The sequence below is a fragment of the Moraxella cuniculi genome, from assembly GCF_900637105.1.
GTDB classification, from domain to species: Bacteria; Pseudomonadota; Gammaproteobacteria; order Pseudomonadales; family Moraxellaceae; genus Moraxella; species Moraxella cuniculi.
The window spans coordinates 934236-958411 of the sequence record NZ_LR134343.1; the positions used below are offsets into that span (position 1 = coordinate 934236).

A 24176-nucleotide genomic window follows, 5' to 3' on the forward strand; every position below is an offset into this window, starting at 1 on the left:
GAGTTTTTATGAAAAAACAAACTTCTTTTAATCCCTATCCCCAAGAAATGCTACCAGAGGGATTTAAATACCCACAAAGCTATCTTGACTTATCCAAAGACACATCCACGATCAACTGGGATAGTGAATTTATGTTTCCTTGGTGGTTTGAGGACTGTCAAGAAGAGCTGACAGAAGTAATGAACATTTATCAAGAGCTTACTGAGTTAAATAATTTAATCCCCTTTGCTAGAAACGGAGATTGGGCTGCTTGCTTTAATGCCAATGACATTTCAGGTAGTCCCCAAGTAATTGTTATTGATTTAGGCAATCCTAAATATGTTAGCTATTGTGATAACTTTGATAAATGGCTAGAAATGGCAGAACAAAATGGTTGGACTTAATAAACAAACTTCTTTTAATCCCTATCCCCAAGAAATGCTACCAGAGGGATTTAAATACCCACAAAGCTATCTTGACTTATCCAAAGACACATCCACGATCAACTGGGATAGTGAATTTATGTTTCCTTGGTGGTTTGAGGACTGTCAAGAAGAGCTGACATAAGTAATGAACATTTATCAAGAGCTTACCAAGTTAAATAATTGGTAGTAGTTTGAAAAGTATGCTGAGATAAAAATAATAAAGACAACTTGAGAAAAAGATGTCATCACCGATAGCAACCTAACCGATGTCGCCCAAAACCAAGATATCCTAAATGAGCTCAACGCACAGCTGACCCAAAACACCAGTGCTGATGGCACGACTGTCTTTTTAACCGAAAACACCACCAATCCACAAGGTGAGATGGTTCAAGGGCTTGCCAATCCCACCAAAGGACACACCTACCTTGACATAGACCATCTAGACAATGCCATAGAAGCCCTAAACCACGAAATCGCCCACCACAATGGACAAGGTGAAACTTCTGCCACAAGAATGGGCAAACTGGGTAATTTGGCGTATAATATTGGCACAAGTCTCAATCAAGAGGACATCAACACCCACAGGCAGGCAATTACACCAACAACTCAAACCCTACAAAACCTAAGCACTAAAGAACAACTTGCTTATCACGCTCAAAATCAAGCCTTGCTTGATGCCAATCAAGAACAGCTTAAGGAGGAGAAGGAGAGTGGGGATGGGTTTGAAAATAAAACTGTTGCTGGTCGGATTGGTACCAATAGACAAGAAAGTGAAAGGCAACACAAAGCACAAATGTGTCAAGTTGCACAGGTATCCGCAGATATGTGCACCAGATACCAAAATGATAAGAAGGCAACTTGGAGTTCTTATGATTTTGCCCAATGGCAAATACAAGGGAGTGGTTTTTTGCATAGAAAAAAAGAATTGTTTGTGTCTGATTATAAATATGAGATTGAGAAGTATGCCAAACAATATGACATACCTCCAGAGTTATTAGCTGGTGTTATGTATAATGAGTTTGGAGGAGATCCTTTAATTGTGGATGATGTGGCATACAATGGACGCTCCATCCTTAATTTTGTAGGTGCTGGAAATCCAGCTGACAAAACATCGTTTGGCAATACAAGTATTCAAATTGCCAGGGTAAGAGAGGCTCGCCCTACTTGGAGTAATGCTAGAATTATAGCATCGCTAAAGATTCCAGAAAAAAATATTGAATTGACGGCAGAACATTTAAGAGTGGCTCTAAATGTGGATTATGCTGGTATTCCTGCAAAAGATATGGGTGATGAACATATTAGAATTGCTGGTGCAAGATACAATCGAGGGCTAGAGTTAACAAAGGAACAAATTATGCAAAATACATCATACGGAGATAGCATTTTGAAAAGAAAATACAAACTAAAAGAGTTAATAAAATGAAAATAATTAATATTATATTATCGATGTGTATTTGTTTTCTTATATTTTTCTTTCTAAACAAGTATGATTCTTGGGGTATTTCCGAGGGGGTATGTATTTATCATGATAGTTCCGTAGTTGTCGCCATAATTCTATCCTCTATTTTGTTTTTGTTAAATTTTTTATTTTTCTTATTTTGGTTTTTCTTTAAAGAAAAAAAATCAACTACCAATATTATATTTATTATTATCTCAATTGGTCTTTTTGTATATTGGCATCCTGCAACATACTATTATTCAATAGGTGCTCTATTAAAATACACCAATATCCAAATAGAACAACTGGGCGAAGTTGCTAGGTGCGAGTTGCAACGTAATAATGACTTAAGATTTGTAAAACCATAGAAACCCTAAACCACGAAATCGCCCACCACATGGACAGCAACACCAGCATTCAAAGTACGGTGGGTGGTAAGACTGTGCTGATGAAGGCAGATAATGGCATAAGCATCATGGGCAGTGATGTCATTGCTGATTATGATACCACTTTGCTATCAGATGGTGCGATACGCATTGGCTCTGCCACCAATACCCTAAATAGCCAATCACAGATACTCACCAAAAAATCAGGGTTATTTAGCACCTCACCAACTTCTGCTACCTTGGGCAAACAACGCACCCAAGATGACACAACAACCAAGCAAACCACTTATACAGGATCAACCATCGCTGCCTTAGATGGCAGCGTTACACTCATTAGCGGTAATAGCCTACATGTCACCAACAGCGATGTCATCGCCCAAACCAAAAATAGCACAAATACAGCATCAGACAAACAAACAGGCAATATCTTTATTGAAGCCACCGATGTTACCATCGAAAGCCAAAATGCCATCAATGAGACCAGCAACCATTTCACCCAAAAAACCACAGGTGTTACCGCCAGCGTCTCTAGCAGTCTTGTGAGCGACATACAAAGCATCGAAAGCTTAAAAGACGCTACCGAAGACACCAATTCTCGCAGAATGCAACTGATGGGAGGTCTTGCAGCTGTCTCCAAAAGCTACACACTCACCAAAAACCTAAAAAACAAAAACTTCGGCAGTATCCGTGCCCAAGCCACCGTCGGCTCACAAAGCACCAAAAGCAACAGCCAAAGCCATCAAGAGACCAATGACGCTGCCAACATTCATGCAGATGGCAATCTGATCTTTGATGTCAAAGGCAAAGGCGATGACAGCACACTTACCGTCACAGGCTCAAACATCAGTGTTGGAAAAGATTTATACAATCTGGTCGAAGGCGATGTTACTTATCAAGCCTCAACCCAGACCAGCACATCGGACAGTCAAAACAGCAGCAAAGGCTGGGGCGTGGGTGTCTATGCCTCTGCCAATCTTGGCACCGATGGACTAAGCTCAAACTCTGCTGGCTTTACCGCTAATGCCAACAAAGCAAAAGGCAGTAGCACAGAGCAAACCACAACACATACAAACACCCAAATCAAAGTAGGTGGCACCACTTATAATGACATCAAAGGCAATCTTATCCTAGACGGTGCCAACCTTAGCACCCAACACTTAACAGGCACTGTTGCCAAAGACTTAATCATCTCAAGCCGTCAAGACCAATACCAATACACCTACAATCAAAAACAAGCAGGATTTAGTGCCGATGTTGGCTTTGATGGTAAACCCCAAAACCTTAGTGTCAATGGGGGCAAAACCAACATAGATATCAGCTACGCCCAAGTAACCAACCAATCAGGCATCAAAGCCAATCAATCAACCCTATCTGTACAAGGACAAGGTAGCTTCACTGGTGGCTATCTCATCACTGATCAGGGTAAAAACCAAACCCAATTTGCCCAAGGGATAAACACTCAAAATATAGAAAATCATCTCACCATCAATGGCAAAGCCCTACAAACTGGCATTAACATCAGCCAAAATGGCATATCGCCAACAGACTTAGGTTATGGTACAATAACCCCAACCAACAAAACCAGCACCACTCACTCTGCCATCACAGACCAAGCAGGACTTGACTACATCAACACAGAAAACTTCAACCAACAACAAACCCAAAACCAACTTAACCAAATCATCAACAATGATTTTAACAAAGACAAAGCAATTAAAGAGTTAAATGCTCAAACAGTTATCACCACAGAATTTGGCAAACAAGCCCCAAAGACAATCGGTGATTATGCCCAAGCCAAACAGATTGAACTGACCGCACAAGGCAATCAAGAAGAAGCTAATAAGTGGGCAGAAGACGGCATCTACCGAATAGCACTACACACCCTAACAGGTGTTCTTGCTACAGGTACAATAAAAGGAGCTGTATCAGCAGGTACAACTGCCTATACCATTCCAAAGATTGATGAATATCTCACAAAACAAGGCTTTGATGAAACCACAAGACAAACCGCTTTACTTGCCCTATCAGCAGGCATTGGTGCGACTGTTGGTGGTGATACTGCAAGCACGGTGAATAATGTTGGGCAGACAAGGTGGAATTATTTAAATCATTGGGAAAATGCCAAGCTAAAAGAACTAAAAGCAAAGAAGCAAAAACTGTCAAATGCTTATGGCTATTGCATATCCAGCGAATGTGCAGAAATATCAAAACAAATTACCGAGCTTGAAAAATTAAGCAAGCAAAGAGATAAAGAATTTGACACTGCTTATGCAAATTGTCGTGCTGGCATTGACTGTAATCAGTTTTATTATTTGCATGTAACTCAACGAAATGAGTGGAATAGGGAGGGGGTTGAGTTATTTAAAAAACAATTTAATCCAAAGCTTAGCTATGAACAGCAGTCACAAGAGTTTCGACAAAACTGGAATGAGTACCCTGATTATAAAAATGCATTTCATAACTTTTCTGCTGATGGTACAAAAATTTTACAAAATCCTGATGGAGCTTATCCTCATGCAAAATATGTACATAAGGGCGGTCAATTTGAAGTGATTGTAGATAAAAAAACAGGGAAAATTGTTACCGTTCCATCTAATGCAGGCACATTTAATTACTATGCAGACAGTTTAGGTCATATAGATTATGATGTAGATCCTTGGGCGGACTTTGGTAGCGGCAATGGCGACAATACAAGCTATGATATTCGTCATTCTGGTTCAGGAAAATTTTTTGGTGAATTCAAACTATGGGATAATAAAGAAGATTCTATTAAAAAATTTAAAAAAGTTGATAAGGTTAGATAGATGAGTAAGTTTGAAAAAATATTTCTTTTGATGGCTGTTGATTTTATTATCATATTTAATATGGGTTTAGCCTTTGAGCCTTTTAAAAATCATTTTTTATTTAAGGTTTTTCACTATTATTTTGCTATTAGTATTGTGCTTTTATTTTTTTATTATACTATATCAAAATTATTTCCAAGGATATATAACTACTATTGGATGTTTATTATTATATTTATTACTATTAAAGAGTATTTTGCAATATTACTGTATGGAGCATCAGTTCTTTAGCTATTAGTATGGTAAAATATGTACAACACACCATTAAAGCAATTTTAATGGTGTGTAACAATACTGGTTTATAAAGCATCGGCTATGGTACAATACCCCCAACCAACAACAAACCCAAAACCAACTTAACCAAATCATCAACAATGATTTTAACAAAGACAAAGCAATTAAAGAGCTAAATGCTCAAGTGGTAATTACCACAGAATTTGGTAAAGAAGCTCCAAAGAGAATCGGTGATTATGCCCAAGACAAAGAACTTGAACTGCTTGCACAGGGCAACACCGAAGAAGCTAAAAAGTGGGCAGAAGGTGGTATTTATCGCATAGCACTACACACCGCAACCGCAGCCCTAGCCACAGGTACTATCGAAGGAGCAATATCAGCAGGTACAACTGCTTACACTATCCCAAAACTGGACGAATACCTAACCAAGCAAGCTACACCAAACAAGTAAGAGACACAACCTTACTTGCCCTATCAGCCACGCTAGGCACAACCATAGGCGATAGCACAGCAAGCACTGTGAATAATGTGGGGCAGACGCAGTGGAATTATTTGAGTCATTGGGAAAATGCCAAGCTAAAAGAACTAAAAGCAAAGAAGCACAAACTGTCAAATGCTTATGGTTATTGTATATCCAGCGAATGTGCAGAAATATCAAAACAAATTACCGAGCTTGAACAATTAAGCAAGCAAAGAGATCAAGAATTTGACACTGCTTATGCAAATTGTCGTGTTGGCATTGACTGTAATCAGTTTTATTATTTACATGTTATTCAGAGAAATGAGTGGAATAAAGAAGCTGAAAAATCATTTAAAGAAAATCGCAATGATTGGATCTTAATGAAAGATTCAGAAAATATATTTCATAATTTTAACAATCAAGGCATTCCTGAGAAAATGCCCAATGGTAGTTATAGATACAAAAAGTTTGTTCATAACAATGGACAGATGGAAATTATTATCGATACTAAAGATGGAATTCTAAGCACAGATGATTATAATAGAATTGTTAGAGATCCAACCAATGCGGGGACTTATAATTATTACGGACCAAAACAGGACGGACTAGGACATAAGAGATATGATGTTGATCCTTATATTGATTTTGGGAATGGACTGGGTGATGAAACTGGTTTGGGTAATAGAAGGAGTGTGCCTGCTATCCTGCATCTGAATTCGGGTAAAATTTTTGGAAAGTTGCCAATGCCTACAAATAACCCTAAAACCCTAAGGGCTAACAGAGTTATTAATCAAAAAATCAAAATTGCCCATGATGCTTTTAATGAAGCTGAAAAATTATGTGAGGCAAACAAGGATAATTGCAATTATGAAAAATGATATATTTTTTATTTTTATGTTTTTTATTTTTGTGCTACTGATTGCCTTTTTAAAAACCATCATTGCTTATTTATTGGTTGCATTTGGGTATATTAGTGTTTGATTTTTCCTTACACGGCAGATGAAATCTGCACTAGAGCATATTGGGCAGCCGTGGTTTAGGGTGGCTGAGGACGTTTCTAGAGAGGATCTTCAGGGCTGGATATATTCTGCTGGAAATGCGGCTTCTGATTTATATGGACCGTCATTGGATAATTGGCGTGATGAAGCTGGTGCTGTAATTATGAAAAACGGCAAAAAAGAATTCCAAGATATTTATAAAAATCACCAAAACAAAACTTTAAGCTGGAGCTATTGGCGATTGATCAATGAGCAAAATGATCCAGAATTGCAAAGAGTTCACGAGAAATATTATAATTCTTGGAATTGGTTTAGTAAAAGATCGGTAAATGCAATGATAAAGCTTAGAAAATGGGATTGGTCAGGCAAATTCTTAAATCCAAATCATAGGGTTGATGTTGGTTGTGAAGGCATGAAAGAAGTTAAGGAATGTCAATAATGAATATAAATGATAAGATCGTTGTATCAATCATGATTTTAAATTTCTTTTTCTGGATAACTTTTGGCACATTAAGTTTTTTGCTATACATCTATTTATTGGTACGGATTTTTTATCATGGTCTAAATAAAGAACTTTTAGACAAGTACATTAGAATATTCTCTTTTCTTAGTGTATTTCCAACAGCTACCTTGATTGCAATATTGATTGTTTCGATATTTTATGTGAAAGCATTGTGGGCTTTTATTATGTTTATTTACAGTGGTTATCCTCTATCGATGTTGACCATAGTTTGGATAATGCCACCAATTTTTTTAATGATAAAACCATTTATCTCAAATAAATCATATTTCTATAAATTTTTTATTATTTGGTTTGGCGTAGTTTCATTTTGTTCGTTTTGCTCTTATTTTGCATTTATTTTATAATAGATGTAGGCTAAGGTCAGTAGTCATCGCTTAGGTTGGCGATAGCGCAACCCAGCATTGCGATGTAACCCATTGAATTTGTTGGGCTTTGTTACCTAAATCCAACCTATGGGCTTCAACCAACAACAAACCCAAAACCAACTTAACCAAATCATCAACAATGATTTTAACAAAGACAAAGCAATTAAAGAGTTAAATGCTCAAACAGTTATCACCACAGAATTTGGCAAACAAGCCCCAAAGACAATCGGTGATTATGCCCAAGCCAAACAGATTGAACTGACCGCACAAGGCAATCAAGAAGAAGCTAATAAGTGGGCAGAAGACGGCATCTACCGAATAGCACTACACACCCTAACAGGTGTTCTTGCTACAGGTACAATAAAAGGAGCTGTATCAGCAGGTACAACTGCCTATACCATTCCAAAGATTGATGAATATCTCACAAAACAAGGCTTTGATGAAACCACAAGACAAACCGCTTTACTTGCCCTATCAGCAGGCATTGGTGCGACTGTTGGTGGTGATACTGCAAGCACGGTGAATAATGTTGGGCAGACAAGGTGGAATTATTTAAATCATTGGGAAAATGCCAAGCTAAAAGAACTAAAAGCAAAGAAGCAAAAACTGTCAAATGCTTATGGTTATTGTATATCCAGCGAATGTGCAGAAATATCAAAACAAATTACTGAGCTTGAACAATTAAGTAAGCAAAGAAATCAAGAATTTGATACCGCTTATGCAAATTGTCGTGCTGGCATTGACTGTAATCAGTTTTATTATTTGCATGTTGTTCAGAGAAATGAGTGGAATAAGCATGGTATTCGATTGTTTAAACAACAGTTTAACCCTAGTCTAAGTTTGAATGAGCAGTCTTATGAATTCAATAAGACCTGGACAAGATATCCAGATTCTCAAAATGCTTTCCATAATTTTTCAAATGATGGATCGGTTATTCTAAAAGATCCTGATGGCTCGTATCCAAATATAAAATATGTTCATAAAAATGGTCAATTTGAAGTCATTGTGAACAAAGCTGGAACTATTATTACCAATCCAGTTAATGCAGGGACTTTTAATTATTATTCAGATCTGATAGGGCATAAAGATTATGATGTAGATCCTTGGGCTGATTTTGGAAATGGTAATGGTGATAGCACAAGTTATGAATTAAGACGGAGTGGTATTACTGGAAAAATATTTGGGGAATTCTCCATTTATGATGATAAAAATGATGCTTTAAAGAAATTTAAGAAAATTGATGATAAAAAGGTAAAAAAGTGAATACTAGCACAAAGTTTTCTATATTAATTATAGTTGATTTGGTTATTTTGTTCAATTACTTGGTTTTTTCTTTGGATATTCTTACATACCCTTATATTGATAAGACGCAAGATATTACAAATATGATATTTTTTTATACAACTCTAACCATGCCGATTTATATAGCATTCATGTTATTATATATATTAAATAAATTTAATATATATTTTTCTATTTTTTTCTTATTTACAATTAGAGAATCGTCGTTGATATTTTTGTATGCAGTGAGCATGAGATAGAACAACAAGGGTGTAAACCATGAGGACTGAAGCTTTATTTTTCAAAACATTGTTTTTGGTTTTTTTATCATTTTATATTGTATCTTATTTTATTTTTTTGATACCAGTATTATGTATAGAAATGGGGGAATACAGCACCATCAACTTGATTGATTTCATGGAAATTGCGGCATTTGCACCATTTTTACTTGGCTTTACTGCTACTATATTTTTTTCTCCAGTTTTGTTGCTTGTATGCTTTATTCAGTGGTGGATAAAGAGTAAAAAAATAAAAAATACAATATCATTTATAGTAATGATATTGTATGGATATGTTATGTTTGCGTGGTTTTCAGGCGATTATGAAAAATTTAGTTGGATTGTTACGCAGGACGAAGCAATATACTATGTGATTTTATTAATACCATCAACATTGCTTTTTATGGTTCTGTTGTCCTATTTGGCTCAGTACAAAAAAAGCAGAAGACTACCTTAAACAAGCCAAAGACTTACCAGATGATGACCCAAGAAAAATAGAACTGGAAGCTAAAGCCCAAAAGATACAAACCAACCTAAGACCCTTCGATAGCATTACCTCAGTCTTGTATGCCCCTAATTCAAATGGTATCATAGGCGATGTGGCAAGAGCAGTAAGCCCACAAGTAGCTTATAACATAGGACAATACTTTAAACAAAACAAAACCCTAAACCAACTAGACAATGGTAATCGTCCAGAAGAACAAAGCCCACAACACCTACTAGCCCATACCATACTAGGTGCTGCTGTAAGCTATGCCACAGGTAATAACCCAACCATAGGTGCCTTATCAGCAGTAGGCAGTGAAGCTGTTGCTCCAGTTTTATCAAATTATTTATATGGCAAAAAACCAAACGAGCTTAGTCAAGATGAAAAGGATACCATCACAAGTATCTTAAGCTTAACCACTGCCATAACTACCTACACCACAACAGGCGGTAGTGTAGCCGATGCAGTTAATGGAGCTGAGATTGGGAGAGTTGGGGTTGAGTGGAATGCTGGACACTCAGCAAAACAAATCGCAAGTATTTCAAAGAGACAACAAAATGAATGTAAATCTTTGGGCATACCTTCAAATCAATGTGGCAAGTATCATGGTGAGAAAAGCCTTGAAATCCTCAGACAAATAGGCTTGTTCATTATACCAACCACTCCAGAAGAAATTGCTATTGCAGTTGTAACTGGCGGTGCTGGTGGGTATGTGATTAAAGCTGGAGGTAAAATTCTTAGCAAGACTTTTAAAAGCAAAGATGAAGCTGAAAAAGTCTTAGCGGAAGCTAAGAGGGTAAGATATAACAATCCACAGACTTACAGAGAAGATTTGGCTCGCCAAGCCGGCATCCCTAGGGATATTATCAACAACCCTACCAGCATTTGGGGTAAAGCCGCCGATCAGATTAAACAATCCCTTGAAATGGACGGTGCTGTTGTTACCAAAAAACCTCACAGAGCTAGATCTTCAGGCAATGGTCAGGTTTATGAAGTTAAAGGTGGTTCATCAGGAATTGGAGAGTTTGAGTATCATGCAGGTGGAGGTGTTCATGGTGCACCTTATTACAAAATAGTTAAAAATGATGGTACCATAGTCAAGATTATAGAGAAAAATAGTGGCTACAAGCCAGGAACCATAACTCGAAATCAGATTTATTTAAACCCTCAAGGTCAGCGATTAATATATAAAGGTGAAAAGTGGATGATTTGGGAATGATGAGTGTTCAAAACATACCCTTGGTGCCAGATTTAATGGCAGATATTATTCCTGAGCAGTCTGCTGCTGGTTATCATATAGGTATGGATTTTAATCAATTTTTTCAGACAATATCTACAAATTTTATTTATCAAAGAGAAGATATTGACTTATCTTTGACCGAGAAAGATGTTTGGGTGGTGGAATTTTTTTTCAGTGAACATTACCCGAATAGACAGATTGCATCTTGGAATAATACGGTAACACTCATATTTGATGATAACAAGCTCAATATTATCAGTTTAAAAAATGACTATCAAGGAAAATTATTTGATAAAGTCAACATTGGCGATAGATTGGATATATTGTTAGATAAGTATTATTTTTTATTTTATTTTGAGGTGCATTTATTGGTTGAAAAGAATCAAAATAGAGAAATTTTAGAAAAATATATATTTGATAATGATTTATATGATATTGATATAGAAAATGATTTTGATGTAATGAGTATCATATATGATATAAATGATACAATTACTGTTTTGGGCGTAGAATTCAATACAAACTATAAAATTCAATTTTCCAAAGAATATCCAGATCAAATTATTGAAGAGATTGTTATTTTTGGCTCATAAAAAAATATGTCTTCTATGATGATTTTATTGGTCGCGGCAAATGGAGAATAAAAAAGGATTTAGTAGACAAGCCAAAACTCCGTACCATTTTCTCAATGCTTTAAGCTGACTAGATGGTATGCCACAGTTAAATCTAAGCTCACATTCTTTGATAAAGGCTGTCGGTATAAACAATGCTGTTGGGCTTGACTTTACTTGTGATGATAGACATTAGAGTGCTTTGCTTGGTATTTTTAACAACAACAGTATAAGCCTTACCATTGTGTTTTAAAAGACTAAACACGGCAGTTTTGCTATCAGCACCACGACCACGCTTGCCTTTTTGAGTACCGCCTTCGTTATCCTAATCAAGTTCAATTTCACCGTCAAAGAACTCTTTGGTTTCTTGGGTTAAATGATAGTCTATTGCAAGCCTGATTTTGTAATAAAATAAAGTTGCTGAACGAGCAGTTACTTCAAGTACAAAAATTCAAGCAGGCTTTTTTGGGTTTTTGTTTATTTACAATGGGTTATCTTTATAAAACTAGTATAATATAAAGTGTTATTCTAGTACCTGGTACAGATCCAAAAAAACAAGAATTTTTGTTGCAATTTAGAAATTTTTGTTTAGCTTTTTTAACTGGCTATCCCAAAAGGTAATAAAAACAAGAAGATAGTTGGTAAGTTTGGTAAAACCGTGGCGGCGATGACCGTTTGCTGTGAGTATTGTAGACTGCTGACCCTTGGCTTAGTGGGAGCTTGTGGCTATTGATGAGCCAAAAATCCAAGCCAGCCTAAGATTGCACCAGACTGCCAAATTGGTGACTATTATTGATAATGATAAAATAATATGTGAAAAATTTTGCCAACTCAAGTAAAATAAACAGTTTGCTTTTGCCAAATATTGGCGTATGACAATAATCAAAAAATCGAGCAGTCTATGAGTGAAAATTTTGCCATTGGTCAGCGTTATTTGTCCGACAGTGAGTCAAGTCTGGGTTTGGGTGTGGTGATAGATGTTGATGATCGCTGTGTGCATATTTTATTCCCCCAAAGTGAACAGACGCGAGTCTATGCCAAAGCATCGGCGTTGTTGTCTCGTGTCATATTCTCAAAAGGCGATAGCATTACAGATCAAGATGGCAATCTGTACACAGTGGCAAGCCGTGAGGAAATATCAGGGGTGGTGCGATACCACTTAAGCTGTGGCAAAAGCCTGATGGAGACCAGATTGGCTGCCAATATTACTCTGGCAAAGCCGCTGGAGCGACTGCTGGCAGGGCATATTGCCTCATCAGATGAGTATGAATTGCGTCAAGATGCTTTGCGTATCCAAGCCATGCTAAGTCGCCACCCATTGCGTGGTCTGATAGGAGCAAGGGTGGATATCATCAAGCATCAGTTGTATATTGCTCATGAGGTCGGTAAGCGACTTGCTCCTCGTGTGTTGCTGGCTGATGAGGTTGGACTGGGTAAGACAATTGAGGCTGGGCTAATTGTCCATCAGCAAATCATCACAGGCAAAGTGGAGCGTGTGCTGATATTGGTGCCCGACAGTTTGCAATATCAGTGGATGATTGAGTTAAAACGGCGGTTTAATTTGGACTTTGCGTTGTTTGATTTGGTGCGTACTGCATCCATCAAAGAGCATAATCCTGAGCAAAATGTCTTTTTGACAGAGCAGTTTATCATCGCAGGGATTGATTTGTTGCTTGATCATCATGATTTGTATGAACAGGCTTATGCAGCAGGGTTTGATTTGTTGGTGGTGGACGAGGCACATCATCTGCATTGGGACAGCGAACAAGGTGGCAATGACAAATACGAGCTGGTGGCGGATTTTGCTGCCAATATTGCAGGCGTGTTGTTATTGACTGCAACGCCTGAACAGCTGGGCGTGGAGAGTCATTTTGCTCGTTTGCGATTGCTTGATCCGCATCGTTTTGATGATTTGGAGGATTTTGTTGCTGCCCAAGATGCTTTTGCCGATGTGGCGATGGTGGCAACTTTGTTGATTGATGGCGTGGAATTGTCCGCCAAACAGATTCGTGCGGTGGCAGGATTGCTTGGCTTTGATGAAGTGCAACTGGCCGATATTAATGCCAATGAGAGACTGCGTACCCATGTGATTAATGAGCTTTTGGATAGGCATGGCACTGGGCGTGTGTTGTTTCGCAATACACGAGACAGCGTGCAGGGATTTTTTGGGCGTATGAGTGTGCCGTATCCGCTGCCACTGCCGATGGCATGGCAAAACACCCATTATACACAAGGCAAATTGCGTGAGCAGCTGTGGGGCGAGGAAAATTATCCTGATGGCTCATGGCTTGAGCATGACCCGCGTGTGGCGTGGTTGATTGGGCTATTGCGTGAACAATTAAAGCACCAAAAGGTGCTGCTGATTGCACGAAGTGGAGCAACCATCGAAAGCCTAGAGGCGGCGTTGCGATTGCACGCTGGCATAAAGACGGCGGTGTTTACCGAGCAGATGAGCTTGCTTGAGCGAGATCAGGCGGCGGCGTTTTTTGCCGATGAGGCAGGGGCACAGATTTTGTTATGCTCAGAGATTGGCTCGGAGGGGCGTAATTTTCAATTTGTGCAGGATTTGGTACTGTTTGATTTGCCTGCCAATGCTGACACGCTGGAGCAACGCATTGGTCGGTTGGATCGCATTGGACAGATTGCCCAAATCCGTCTGCATGTGCCATTTGTCGTGGGAACTGCCCAAGAGCGACTGTATCATTGGTATGATGGGGCGTTAAATATCTTTCATCAAATCAGCCCAACTGCCCAAGCGGTGCAAGAGGCGTATTTGCCACAGCTTAAGCCACTGCTTGAGGCGGCGGATACCCCTGATAATCGTGAGGCGTTGGCTGGCTTGATTGCAGACGCCTTGGAATACCGTAAGCAGCTAGAGGAGCAGCTACAGGCAGGGCGAGATCGTCTGCTTGAGTATAATTCATGCCGCCCGAATGTCGCTGCGCGTATCGAAACGGCAATGCAAGAACTTGATGAGAATAAGCTGCTGCCTGTATTTTTGGACAGATATTTGACAGCGGTTGGCATTGATTATAGCGTGCAGCGAGATGGTTCGTGGATTATTCACCCAATTGATGGCTCTCAGGTTGATATAGAGGGCATTGAGAGCTTGCCACTTGACGAAGATGGCATGAGTTTGACCTTTAGCCGCAAGCAGGCTTTGGCTCGTGAAGATTTGCAGTTTATGAGCTATGAACATCCGTTGGTGCAGGCGATTTTGGAGGGGGTTTTGTCAGGTGCTTTTGGCAATACGCAGGTTGCTTTATTAAAATCTGCCGCCCTGCCAAAAGGCATGCTGTTGATTGAAAACCACTTCCGCATTGAGGCGATTGCTGCCAAGCGATTAAATTTATCAGCTTATCTGCCTAAGCAGAGCTTGCGTGTGTTTTTGAGCGAGCGTGGTGATGATTTGACAGCGGTGGCAACCAGCGAAAAAATCCTGCCATTGATTGAGCGACTTGATAAGGCTCGTGCTCGCCAAGTTACCAAAGTGCGTGCCGATATTATTGATAACCGCAGCCAAGATGCCAAGCAAATCGCCACGGCTCAGCTTGATGAAATCAGCCGTCAGGCAAGTACTGCCTTTGCCGAACACATGGATAAAGAGATTGGCAGATTGACCAGATTGCAGGCAATCAATCCCAATGTGCGTCATGATGAAATCGCTGCCTTGCAGGAGCTAAAACAGCAAGGAATGCAGGCACTGGGTGGATTGTCGCTGGTACCAGACAGCATTCGGGTGTTGGTGGTGGTCGCACCTGATTGATTGAAGGCTGATGATTTGTAAAATGATGGACAAATAATGCTTGCGGCTCGTCTGGTGCTATCATCAGGCTGACAAAGTGGCGATTAACAAAGCCGCTTGGCAGAAGTTTTGGTGAAATTTATCACAAAACACTGCCAGATACGCCAGAGTGTGCTATGATGGATAAAAAATGAACCAAATAAGGATATCTGATGTCATTTGCCAAAGTATATACCCGTTCGGTGGTTGGTCTGCACGCACCACAGGTGCTTGTTGAGGTGCATTTATCACAAGGGCTGCCTGCCTTGACCATTGTTGGATTGCCTGAGGCTTCGGTGCGAGAGAGCAAGGATCGTGTGCGTTCGGCACTGATTAATTCAGGCTTTGAATTTCCCAATCGCCGTTTGACCATCAATCTTGCCCCTGCTGATTTGCCAAAAGATGGAGCTAGGCTGGATTTGCCGATTGCCATGGGGATTTTGGCAGCAAGTGGTCAGATTGATGAGTCGGTGCTGGCAGCGTATGAGTTTGTCGGTGAGTTGGCACTAAATGGCGAGCTGCGACCTGTTACTGGGGCGTTGTCTGTGGCTCGTGCAGTCAAATCCGCCAAAGATGGCAAACGCACACTGATTGTCCCAACCACCAATGCCGAAGAGGCAGTCAAGGCAGGCGGCGTTACCGTGTTGGCGGCACAGTCGCTTGAGGCGGTTTGTCGCCATCTGGAGGTGGTTAGCGGTGTCAGCAGTAATCAGGCGGATTTGTTGCCAGCTGCTACCGCCGCTGTACATAATCTGGCGGTGGAATATGCACTTGATTTGGCGGATGTAAAAGGTCAGCATCATGCACGCCGAGCGTTGGAGGTGGCAGCAGCAGGCGGGCATTCGTTATTATTTATGGGTCCGCCCGGTTCGGGTAAGACGCTGATGGCATCAAGACTGCCAAGCATTCTACCACCACTGGCTGAAGAAGAGGCATTGGAGGTGGCGAGCATTTATTCCATCGCTGGGGTGGAGTGTCGTTTTGGCGAGAGACCATTTCGTGCCATTCATCATACGGTATCGGCAGCGGCATTGGTTGGCGGTGGTTCGCGTCCCAAACCCGGTGAGATTAGCCTTGCACATCGTGGCGTGGTGTTCATGGACGAATTGCCAGAGTTTGACCGCAGGACACTGGAGACTTTGCGTCAGCCAATCGAATCCAAGCAGATCGTCATCTCGCGCGCCAATTCTCAAGTGTCTTTTCCTGCAGATTTTCAGCTGATTGCAGCAATGAATCCTTGTCCTTGTGGTTATTATGGTGATTTATCAGGTCGCTGTCATTGCCGAGCTGAACAGGTGAAAAAATACCAAGATAAAATTTCAGGGCCGCTGCTTGATCGCATTGATTTGCATATCAAAGTTCCAGCCATGCCCATCAATGAGCTGCAAAATGCACCAGCAGGCGAGGCTTCGTCTGTTGTGCGTGAGCGAGTGGTGGCAGCACGACAAATTGCCATCGCACGGCAGGGCAAGGCCAATTATGAGCTTAGCCCCAGTCAGCTTGATCAGGTGGTTGTGCTGGGTACTGCCGAGCAACAAATGTTGCAGTTGGCACAGTCGAGACTTAATCTATCGGCACGCAGCTATCATCGTATCTTAAAGGTGGCACGCACCATTGCTGATTTGGCGGCCAGCGACAAGGTTACTACAGTGCATCTTGCCGAGGCATTAAGCTATCGCTGATTGGCGTGGATTGGCTGGCGACAGGACAGTGCAAGTTTATCAATTATTTTCAATTATTTTGTCAAATGCAGTCAATCAAGCAGTGATGATAATCCATGTGTATCTAAGATAACCGCTTGATTGACTTGGGCTATATGCCAAAAGGGTAGTGTTTGGGCTAGTTCTCGTTACCAATCCAGTAGCGTCTGCGTTTTTTGCCAGCGTTGCTTGGGTGGGCGAGGGTATTTTCAAGCACGCCGCCATTTTTGCTGATGACAAGCTGTGAGCCGATATTATGCTCATCGCAGGTGATGAGTATCCGATTGACGCCCAGTTCATTTAGCCGTGCCACAGCAAATCGTAACATGGCGGTAGCAATGCCACGCCCTTGATAATCAGGGTGGGTGCTATAGCCAACATGACCACCAAACTGCAATAAGAAATCATTAAGCTCATGGCGGATATTAACAATGCCAACAACCACTTCATCAAGCATTGCCAGATAAGTGCTGTCAGCCACTTTGGCATAGCCAAACCAGTTGCTGCCTGCAGGGGCGTTCAGATAATGAAACCAGCCGATGATACCACTGTCGCTAAAGGCGTTTAGCTCGCTGGCACCATGCAGCTCAGGATTGACGGCATTAAACTTGCGGCGAAAATCCAGCACGGCTTGTGCGTGTTTGGCAAATTCTGGCTGAACAAAGTGAAGTTTGCTAATATCCATGGTGATACTCCTTGTGCTTGACTGTTGATATCTTAAACCCTAAGCCTGCCAACTGTCAAGAAAGCCAGTGGCATCACTTTGCCAATGGTGATTGATGTCATTAAATTTATTATATAATTAAGTATTAATTAATTAAATATTATCAAATGAATCATCAAAGCAAGCAAGAATTGGGACAAATGGCGATAAATATTACCAAAATATAAATTGAAAATTTCATAAAAGTTAAATAAATCAATAAGTAGCGTTTATTTTGGCAATTTTGCTTGATTTGCTTGCAATGCGTTGGCTTTTTTGCTAAATTTGTCTATATAAATTTGACCAATGATTTGGGCAAGTTTATTTGGTCTAATTTTCACCTGCCAAAAAAGGATATTTTATGAGCAAATTTACTCGCACTGACACAAGCCGCGTTATCAAAGCACCGACAGGCACAACCTTGACTTGCAAAAGCTGGCTGACCGAAGCACCATTTCGCATGATTCAAAACAACCTGCACCCAGATGTTGCCGAAAATCCACAAAGCCTTGTGGTTTATGGTGGCATTGGGCGAGCGGCTCGCAACTGGGAGTGTTATGATAAGATTCTTGAGACGCTAAAGACGCTTGAGGATAATCAGACATTGTTGGTGCAGTCAGGCAAGCCTGTGGGCGTGTTTAATACGCACGAAAATGCACCACGAGTGCTGATTGCCAACTCAAACCTTGTGCCAAAATGGGCAACTTGGGAGCATTTTAATGAGCTTGACCGCAAAGATTTGTTCATGTACGGACAAATGACCGCGGGCAGCTGGATTTATATTGGCACGCAAGGGATTGTCCAAGGTACTTATGAAACCTTTGCCGAGGCAGGTCGTCAGCACTTTGGCAATGGTGTGGATAAATCCACCAACAACTGGAAAGGTCGCTGGATTTTGACAGCAGGCTTGGGTGGGATGGGTGGTGCTCAGCCACTGGCGGCGACCTTTGCAGGGGCGGCGAGTCTAAATATTGAGTGTCAGCAATCAAGCATTGATTTCCGCCTGCGTACTGGCTATGTGGATAAGCAAGCGGATAATTTGGATCATGCTTATGAGCTGATTAAAGAACATACTGCCAAAGGTGAAGCGGTGTCAATTGCCTTGCTCGGCAATGCTGCCGAGATTTTGCCAGAGATTGTCAAGCGAGCCAAAACCGCCACGGCTGACACGGCGTATCTGAAGCCTGATTTTGTTACTGACCAAACTTCGGCTCATGATTTGATCAACGGCTATCTGCCAATCGGTTGGACGGTAGATGAGTGGAAAGCGGCACAGGCTGACCCTGCTTTGCACGAACGCCTCACCAAAGACGCTGCCAAATCTTGTGCCGTGCATGTGCAGGCAATGCTTGATTTGCAGGCGATGGGCGTACCAGCAACCGATTATGGTAACAATATCCGCCAAGTTGCCTTTGATGAAGGGGTGAAAAATGCCTTTGATTTTCCGGGATTTGTGCCTGCGTATATCCGTCCCTTGTTTTGTCAAGGCAAAGGGCCGTTTCGCTGGGTGGCGTTGTCTGGCGACCCTGAGGACATTTATAAGACTGACCAAAAAATCAAAGAACTGTTCCCTGATAATGCCCATGTGCACAACTGGCTAGATATGGCAAAAGACCGCATTCATTTTCAGGGCTTGCCTGCTCGTATTTGCTGGCTTGGGCTTGGTGAGCGTGATAAGGCGGGCTTGGCGTTTAATGAAATGGTCAAAAATGGCGAGCTAAAAGGCCCCATTGTCATCGGTCGAGATCATCTGGATACAGGCTCTGTTGCCAGCCCCAACCGCGAAACCGAAAGTATGAAAGACGGCTCGGACGCTGTGTCAGACTGGGCATTGTTAAATGGTATGCTCAATGTCGCAGGCGGGGCAACTTGGGTGAGCTTGCATCACGGTGGTGGTGTTGGCATGGGCTACAGCCAGCATTCGGGCATGGTTATCGTAGCGGACGGTACTGATGCTGCCGCCAAACGCCTTGCCAATGTGCTGGTAAATGACTGTGGCAGCGGTGTGATGCGTCATGCTGATGCAGGTTATGAGCTTGCCATCGAGACGGCAAAAAACTTTGGGCTAAATCTGCCGATGATTAAATGATGTATCTGTTTGGCATTGCTTAACCAAAGCAGTTGCCAAAGTATAAGCGTGATAGATGTGCCTTGCTGTTTGACTGATGATGATTTTGCTGTTTGTGGCAACTCGGTTTAAACAGCAAGGCGGATAGGCAGTACAATATCCAAGCTGTCTGCTTGATTGTATCATCTATCACGCCGCCTTTTGCTTGGCGTGTTTTAAGGATAAAACGATGACACAACACAACAAATCCACCCAGCTTGCCCTTTGGCAGATGATTGTCTTTAGCCTTGTGGGAATCGTGATGTTTTTTGTGCCATTTACTATTGGTAACAAACGCACGATTGCTTTTGACCATGCGGCAAGCTATCTGGTGAATGAACAAAAACCACTGGCGATTGTGCTGCTGTTTGCTTTGATGATTTATGGTGTGGCAAAGCCATTTGTTACAGGTAGTTATAAGCATAACTTAACAAATAAGATTTTGACCGCCCTTAAGGTGGCAGGCTTGATATTGGCAGTGCTTTATATCACAGGTCTGGCACCAGAGCTCATCATGCAAAAAGACATGATGCCGTTTTTGTTTGATAAATTGGCTTTGCCTGTTGGTATGATTGTTCCAATTGGGGCGATGATGTTGGCATTTTTGCTTGGCTTTGGCTTGCTTGAGCTGATGGGTGTGCTGATGCAACCTGTGATGCGACCGATTTGGAAAACTCCCGGTGCTTCAGCGATTGATGCGGTAGCGTCATTTGTCGGCAGCTATTCGGTGGCATTGTTAATTACCAATCGCGTGTATTTGCAAGGTCAATATTCCACCAAAGAGGCGGTGATTATCGCCACGGGATTTTCTACCGTTTCGACAGCTTTTATGGTGATTATCGCCAAAACGCTTAATCTGATGGATTTTTGGAATTTGTATTTTTGGTCGTGCTTGGTGATTACTTTTTTGGTAACGGCGATAACCGCACGCTTGCCGCCCATTGCTACGATGGATAACAGTAAGCCAATTGCCGATGTTACTGCACAGGGTCAAAGCCGCCTAAAACTTGCTTTTGACACTGGTATTAATACTGCCAAAGCCAGCGATGGTTTGCTAAAGGTTTTGTGGATAAATCTCAAAGATGGTATTGAGATGGCAGCGGCAATTGTACCGTCCATCATTGCCATCGGTCTACTTGGGCTGCTTTTTGCCAAGTATACGCCTGTGTTTGATGTATTGGGCATGGCATTGTATCCTTTTACTTATTTGGGTGGGCTGCCTCAGCCGATGGTGGTTGCCAAGGGCTTGTCGGCAGGGCTTGCCGAGGTGTTTTTGCCTGCATTGTTGCTTGCCGATAGCGATATTTTAACCAGATTTGTAACGGCAATCGTGCCAGTGAGTTCAATCATCTTTTTCTCGGCGATGATACCTTGTGTGCTTGCGACCAATATCCCCTTGTCCGTGCCAAAAATGATTTTGATTTGGTTTATCCGTACGGCATTAAGCATTGTGCTTGCGTGTGCTTTTGCTCAGCTGGCTTTGGCATTGGGCTGGTTGGCTTAGGCTAAGTGAAGACGGTTGCGATATTTTGGCTTGCCGCACTGGATTTGTGCGGTACAAAAATAACAGGCAAAAAAAGCAAGACCCAAATTTAGGTCTTGCTTATCAAATCACCAAACTGCCTATTGCTAGGGCGTTTGGGTGATTAGTTGGCTTTTAGCCAATCTTTTAGGCTGGTGATGACCGCTTCATTGTTGCTGATTAATGATTGAGCCAGTTGTTTTAGGCTGTCATCTTTGCCGTATTTGAGTTGTTGTTCTGCCAAATCAACCACTGCTTCATGGTTGGCAAGTAGGTTTTTGGCAAATATCTTATCGGCACTGATGGCTGCTTCGGCATTGTCCGCTGTACCCATCAGATCTTCGTGCAGCTCGATAAGTTCTTTGTTGAATTCTTCTTTTTCGGCAAATGCTTCGCTGGCATCTTGATTGTTTGCCAAATAGTCGCCCAAAGTTTTGCTGATTGTAGCATTATCGGCGATTTTTTGGGCAATGCCAGTCAATAGTGGATCGGTGCCATTTTTTAGTTGTAGATTTGCCATGGCAATCGCACTGTCAATCTGTGGTTGCACGCTCTGGGCAAACATACGATCGGCACTGTTGCTGGCTTCGGCGGTTAGGCTTTTGTCCAAAGATTCAGCAACGATTTTCATGTATTCTGTCAGCACTGAATCTTGAGCGGTATCAGCTGCTGGTTGTGTTGTTGGAGCGGCGGCAGTTTCGGTTGTGGTGGTTGCGGCGGCATCGGTTGTTTTGGCTTGTTCTGGTGCTTTTTGTTGATTACAAGCGGTTAGCATCAACGGCAAAATGGCAGCTGCTAGAAGAATTTTTTTCATAAAACCCTCAGTTGGTTATTAAGTGAATGATAATCAGAACTGTAATCAGCCCTGATTCTATGGAGAATAGTAATCGCAAGTTTTCATTATACCCAAAAATAAGCCGAATGCAACTTGATGGCAACTGGCAGGGTATGAGTTTTGTAGTTAATATGTCTTGAAATTATACTATTTTGTTGCTATAGTCATTTTTTGATATGATGCTTGGGCTATTTGCAGTTAATTGAGCGGCAGGCTTGCATCACCACGATTTTATTTGTTGTTTGACAATATGAAAACATTTGACCAGATTTTAGGAGTGTTATCATGAAGCCAACCTTGACAATCATACCAAGTCAGCTAAGTTTTAAGCAGTTGCGCCAAATTTATGCCAAGCCAGCCACCATTCGTTTGTCCGAAGGCAGCTATGCGGCGATCGAAAAATCACATCAAGCAGTGCAAGAGATTATCAAACGCGACAAGGCGGCGTACGGCATCAATACAGGCTTTGGGCTGCTGGCAAAAACACGCATTGCCAACGATGAGCTTGAATTGTTGCAACGCAATCTTATCCTAAGTCATTCGGTTGGCACAGGCGAGCTGTTGCCTGATGAGGTGGTGCGACTGATTGTGGTAATGAAAATCTCAAGCCTAGCTCAGGGCTATTCGGGCGTGCGTGCTTGCGTGATTGATGCACTGATTAATCTTATCAATCATGACATCATGCCGTGCATTCCTGCCAAAGGTTCGGTGGGGGCATCGGGTGATTTGGCACCGCTATCGCACATGACTTTGGCAATCTTGGGCGAAGGACAAGTGCGAGTGCATGGCGAGCTTGTGCCAGCCAAACAGGCATTGGCACAGGCAGGGCTTGAGCCGATTACGCTGGCTGCCAAAGAAGGCTTGGCACTGATTAATGGCACACAAGCCTCAACAGCACTTGCGATTCGCGGCTTGTTTTTGGCACAAGATTTGTTGGCAGCAGCGACCATTACAGGCAGTATGTCAATTGATGCTGCCAAAGGCTCGGATGCACCATTTGATGCACGCATTCATAAGGTGCGTGGCCATCATGGACAAATCCAAATTGCCAAAGCACATCGCAGTTTGATTGATGGTAGTCAAATCCGTGAATCGCATAAGATTGACGATGACCGTGTCCAAGATCCTTATTGCTTGCGTTGCCAGCCGCAGGTGATGGGGGCGTGTCTTGATATCATCAATCAGGCAGGGGCAACCTTATTAAAAGAAGCCAACGCGGTAACTGACAATCCGTTGATTTTTGATAATGACGGCGAAGCAGTAGCAATCAGTGGCGGTAATTTTCATGCCGAGCCTGTGGCGTTTGCTGCTGATATGCTGGCACTTGCCATCAGTGAGATTGGCTCAATGAGCGAACGCCGCATTGCCTTGTTGATTGACAAAACCTTATCAGGTCTGCCTGCGTTTTTGGTGGAAAATGCTGGCACCAATTCAGGCTTTATGATTGCTCATGTTACGGCGGCGGCTTTGGTCAGTGAGAACAAATCACACGCACACCCAGCCAGTGTTGATAGCATTCCTACCAGTGCCAACCAAGAAGACCATGTGTCGATGGCAACTTATGCTGGTCGCCGCCTGTATGAGATGGCACATAACACCGCAGCGGTTGTCGGCATTGAATTATTGGCAGCGGCACAGGGAGTGGATTTTCATGCCAAAGAAGGTCTTAGTACCTCGCCGCTACTTGCCAAAACGCACCAGCTGCTGCGTCAAAAAGTGGCGTTTTATGACAAAGATCGCTATTTTGCCCCTGATATTGAAAATGCCAAAAACTTGGTGTTGTCAGGCGAGCTGCTTGCCCATTGGGACAATTTGCGTGATGAGTGGTATCTGGCAGAATAAGCACGCACGCCCAAGATCTTTTTTGGATTTTGGGTTGTGTTTTTAAGGATTTGTGATAGCATGGTGCCTTTGGGTCAATGTCAAAGGCACAGCATTAATGTTTGCACTTGGTCTATATAAATTTAGCCTATTAAT

The 24176-nt window shown here is 41.9% G+C and carries 19 protein-coding genes and 1 pseudogene; 17 read left to right on the forward strand and 3 right to left on the reverse strand.

The features are described from left to right. Nucleotides 1-8 precede the first annotated feature (8 nt). The 12 genes from EL162_RS04340 to EL162_RS04390 all read left to right on the forward strand — a co-directional run bounded on the left by EL162_RS04340 (nt 9) and on the right by EL162_RS04390 (nt 11530). Nucleotides 9-383, forward strand: coding sequence for an SMI1/KNR4 family protein (locus tag EL162_RS04340; protein ID WP_126330341.1), 375 nt, complete (start codon nt 9-11; stop codon nt 381-383). Further along, the gene (locus tag EL162_RS09970) at nt 370-546 is read left to right on the forward strand and encodes a hypothetical protein (protein WP_170161415.1); all 177 of its coding nucleotides are present in this window, start codon (nt 370-372) and stop codon (nt 544-546) included. Before EL162_RS04340 ends, EL162_RS09970 begins: the two co-directional genes overlap by 14 nt. 240 nt (nt 547-786) lie before the next feature. Further along, nucleotides 787-1827, forward strand: coding sequence for a lysozyme family protein (locus EL162_RS04345; protein WP_126330343.1), 1041 nt, complete (start codon nt 787-789; stop codon nt 1825-1827). A 412-nt stretch (nt 1828-2239) separates the two neighbouring features. Then, a complete protein-coding gene (locus EL162_RS04350; RefSeq protein WP_126330345.1) occupies nt 2240-5032 on the forward strand; it encodes a hemagglutinin repeat-containing protein in 2793 nt (930 codons plus the stop codon). Beyond that, the gene (locus tag EL162_RS04355) at nt 5033-5302 is read left to right on the forward strand and encodes a hypothetical protein (RefSeq protein ID WP_126330347.1); all 270 of its coding nucleotides are present in this window, start codon (nt 5033-5035) and stop codon (nt 5300-5302) included. Between the two features lie 187 nt (nt 5303-5489). Then, nucleotides 5490-5756 carry a hypothetical protein gene (locus tag EL162_RS04360; RefSeq protein WP_126330349.1) on the forward strand — a complete coding sequence of 89 codons (267 nt, stop codon included), beginning with the start codon at nt 5490-5492 and terminating at the stop codon, nt 5754-5756. A 68-nt stretch (nt 5757-5824) separates the two neighbouring features. Further along, complete coding sequence (locus EL162_RS04365; protein WP_126330351.1) at nt 5825-6643, forward strand: hypothetical protein; 819 nt, start codon at nt 5825-5827, stop codon at nt 6641-6643. A 121-nt stretch (nt 6644-6764) separates the two neighbouring features. After that, complete coding sequence (locus tag EL162_RS04370) at nt 6765-7202, forward strand: hypothetical protein (RefSeq protein ID WP_126330353.1); 438 nt, start codon at nt 6765-6767, stop codon at nt 7200-7202. A 536-nt stretch (nt 7203-7738) separates the two neighbouring features. Beyond that, nucleotides 7739-8914: a hypothetical protein gene (locus EL162_RS04375; RefSeq protein WP_126330355.1), complete on the forward strand. Its 1176-nt coding sequence runs from the start codon at nt 7739-7741 to the stop codon at nt 8912-8914. 297 nt (nt 8915-9211) lie between these two features. Further along, nucleotides 9212-9667 (forward strand): hypothetical protein, encoded by a 456-nt coding sequence (locus EL162_RS04380; protein ID WP_126330357.1) that lies wholly within the window; start codon nt 9212-9214, stop codon nt 9665-9667. A 142-nt stretch (nt 9668-9809) separates the two neighbouring features. Further along, nucleotides 9810-10916 carry a VENN motif pre-toxin domain-containing protein gene (locus EL162_RS10165; RefSeq protein ID WP_227543434.1) on the forward strand — a complete coding sequence of 369 codons (1107 nt, stop codon included), beginning with the start codon at nt 9810-9812 and terminating at the stop codon, nt 10914-10916. Then, nucleotides 10898-11530, forward strand: a complete 633-nt coding sequence (locus tag EL162_RS04390) for a hypothetical protein (protein WP_126330361.1) — start codon at nt 10898-10900, stop codon at nt 11528-11530. The genes EL162_RS10165 and EL162_RS04390 overlap by 19 nt, the downstream gene beginning before the upstream one ends. Before the next feature lie 24 nt (nt 11531-11554). On the opposite strand, the pseudogene EL162_RS04395 reads toward EL162_RS04390, so the two are convergent. Continuing rightward, nucleotides 11555-12007 (reverse strand): annotated as a pseudogene (locus EL162_RS04395) (transposase). Between the two features lie 442 nt (nt 12008-12449). Here EL162_RS04395 and rapA point away from each other — a divergent pair. Continuing rightward, complete coding sequence (rapA, locus tag EL162_RS04400) at nt 12450-15314, forward strand: RNA polymerase-associated protein RapA (RefSeq protein ID WP_126330363.1); 2865 nt, start codon at nt 12450-12452, stop codon at nt 15312-15314. Between the two features lie 191 nt (nt 15315-15505). After that, nucleotides 15506-17014: a YifB family Mg chelatase-like AAA ATPase gene (locus EL162_RS04405; protein ID WP_126330365.1), complete on the forward strand. Its 1509-nt coding sequence runs from the start codon at nt 15506-15508 to the stop codon at nt 17012-17014. 157 nt (nt 17015-17171) lie between these two features. On the opposite strand, the gene EL162_RS04410 is transcribed toward EL162_RS04405, so the two are convergent. Continuing rightward, complete coding sequence (locus EL162_RS04410) at nt 17172-17717, reverse strand: GNAT family N-acetyltransferase (RefSeq protein WP_126330367.1); 546 nt, start codon at nt 17715-17717, stop codon at nt 17172-17174. A gap of 379 nt (nt 17718-18096) precedes the next feature. Between EL162_RS04410 and hutU the strand changes: the two genes are divergently transcribed. Together hutU and EL162_RS04420 are read left to right on the forward strand one after the other, a co-directional pair. Further along, nucleotides 18097-19824, forward strand: coding sequence for a urocanate hydratase (hutU, locus tag EL162_RS04415; RefSeq protein ID WP_126330369.1), 1728 nt, complete (start codon nt 18097-18099; stop codon nt 19822-19824). Nucleotides 19825-20032: 208 nt separating this feature from the next. Continuing rightward, entirely contained in the window at nt 20033-21346 is a 1314-nt protein-coding gene (locus tag EL162_RS04420; protein WP_126330371.1) for a YjiH family protein, read from the forward strand. Between the two features lie 142 nt (nt 21347-21488). On the opposite strand, the gene EL162_RS04425 is transcribed toward EL162_RS04420, so the two are convergent. Continuing rightward, nucleotides 21489-22178 (reverse strand): DUF305 domain-containing protein, encoded by a 690-nt coding sequence (locus EL162_RS04425; protein WP_126330373.1) that lies wholly within the window; start codon nt 22176-22178, stop codon nt 21489-21491. A 306-nt stretch (nt 22179-22484) separates the two neighbouring features. On the opposite strand from EL162_RS04425, the gene hutH reads away from it, so the two are divergent. Then, nucleotides 22485-24041: a histidine ammonia-lyase gene (gene hutH, locus EL162_RS04430; RefSeq protein ID WP_126330375.1), complete on the forward strand. Its 1557-nt coding sequence runs from the start codon at nt 22485-22487 to the stop codon at nt 24039-24041. The last annotated feature ends 135 nt before the right edge of the window (nt 24042-24176 follow it).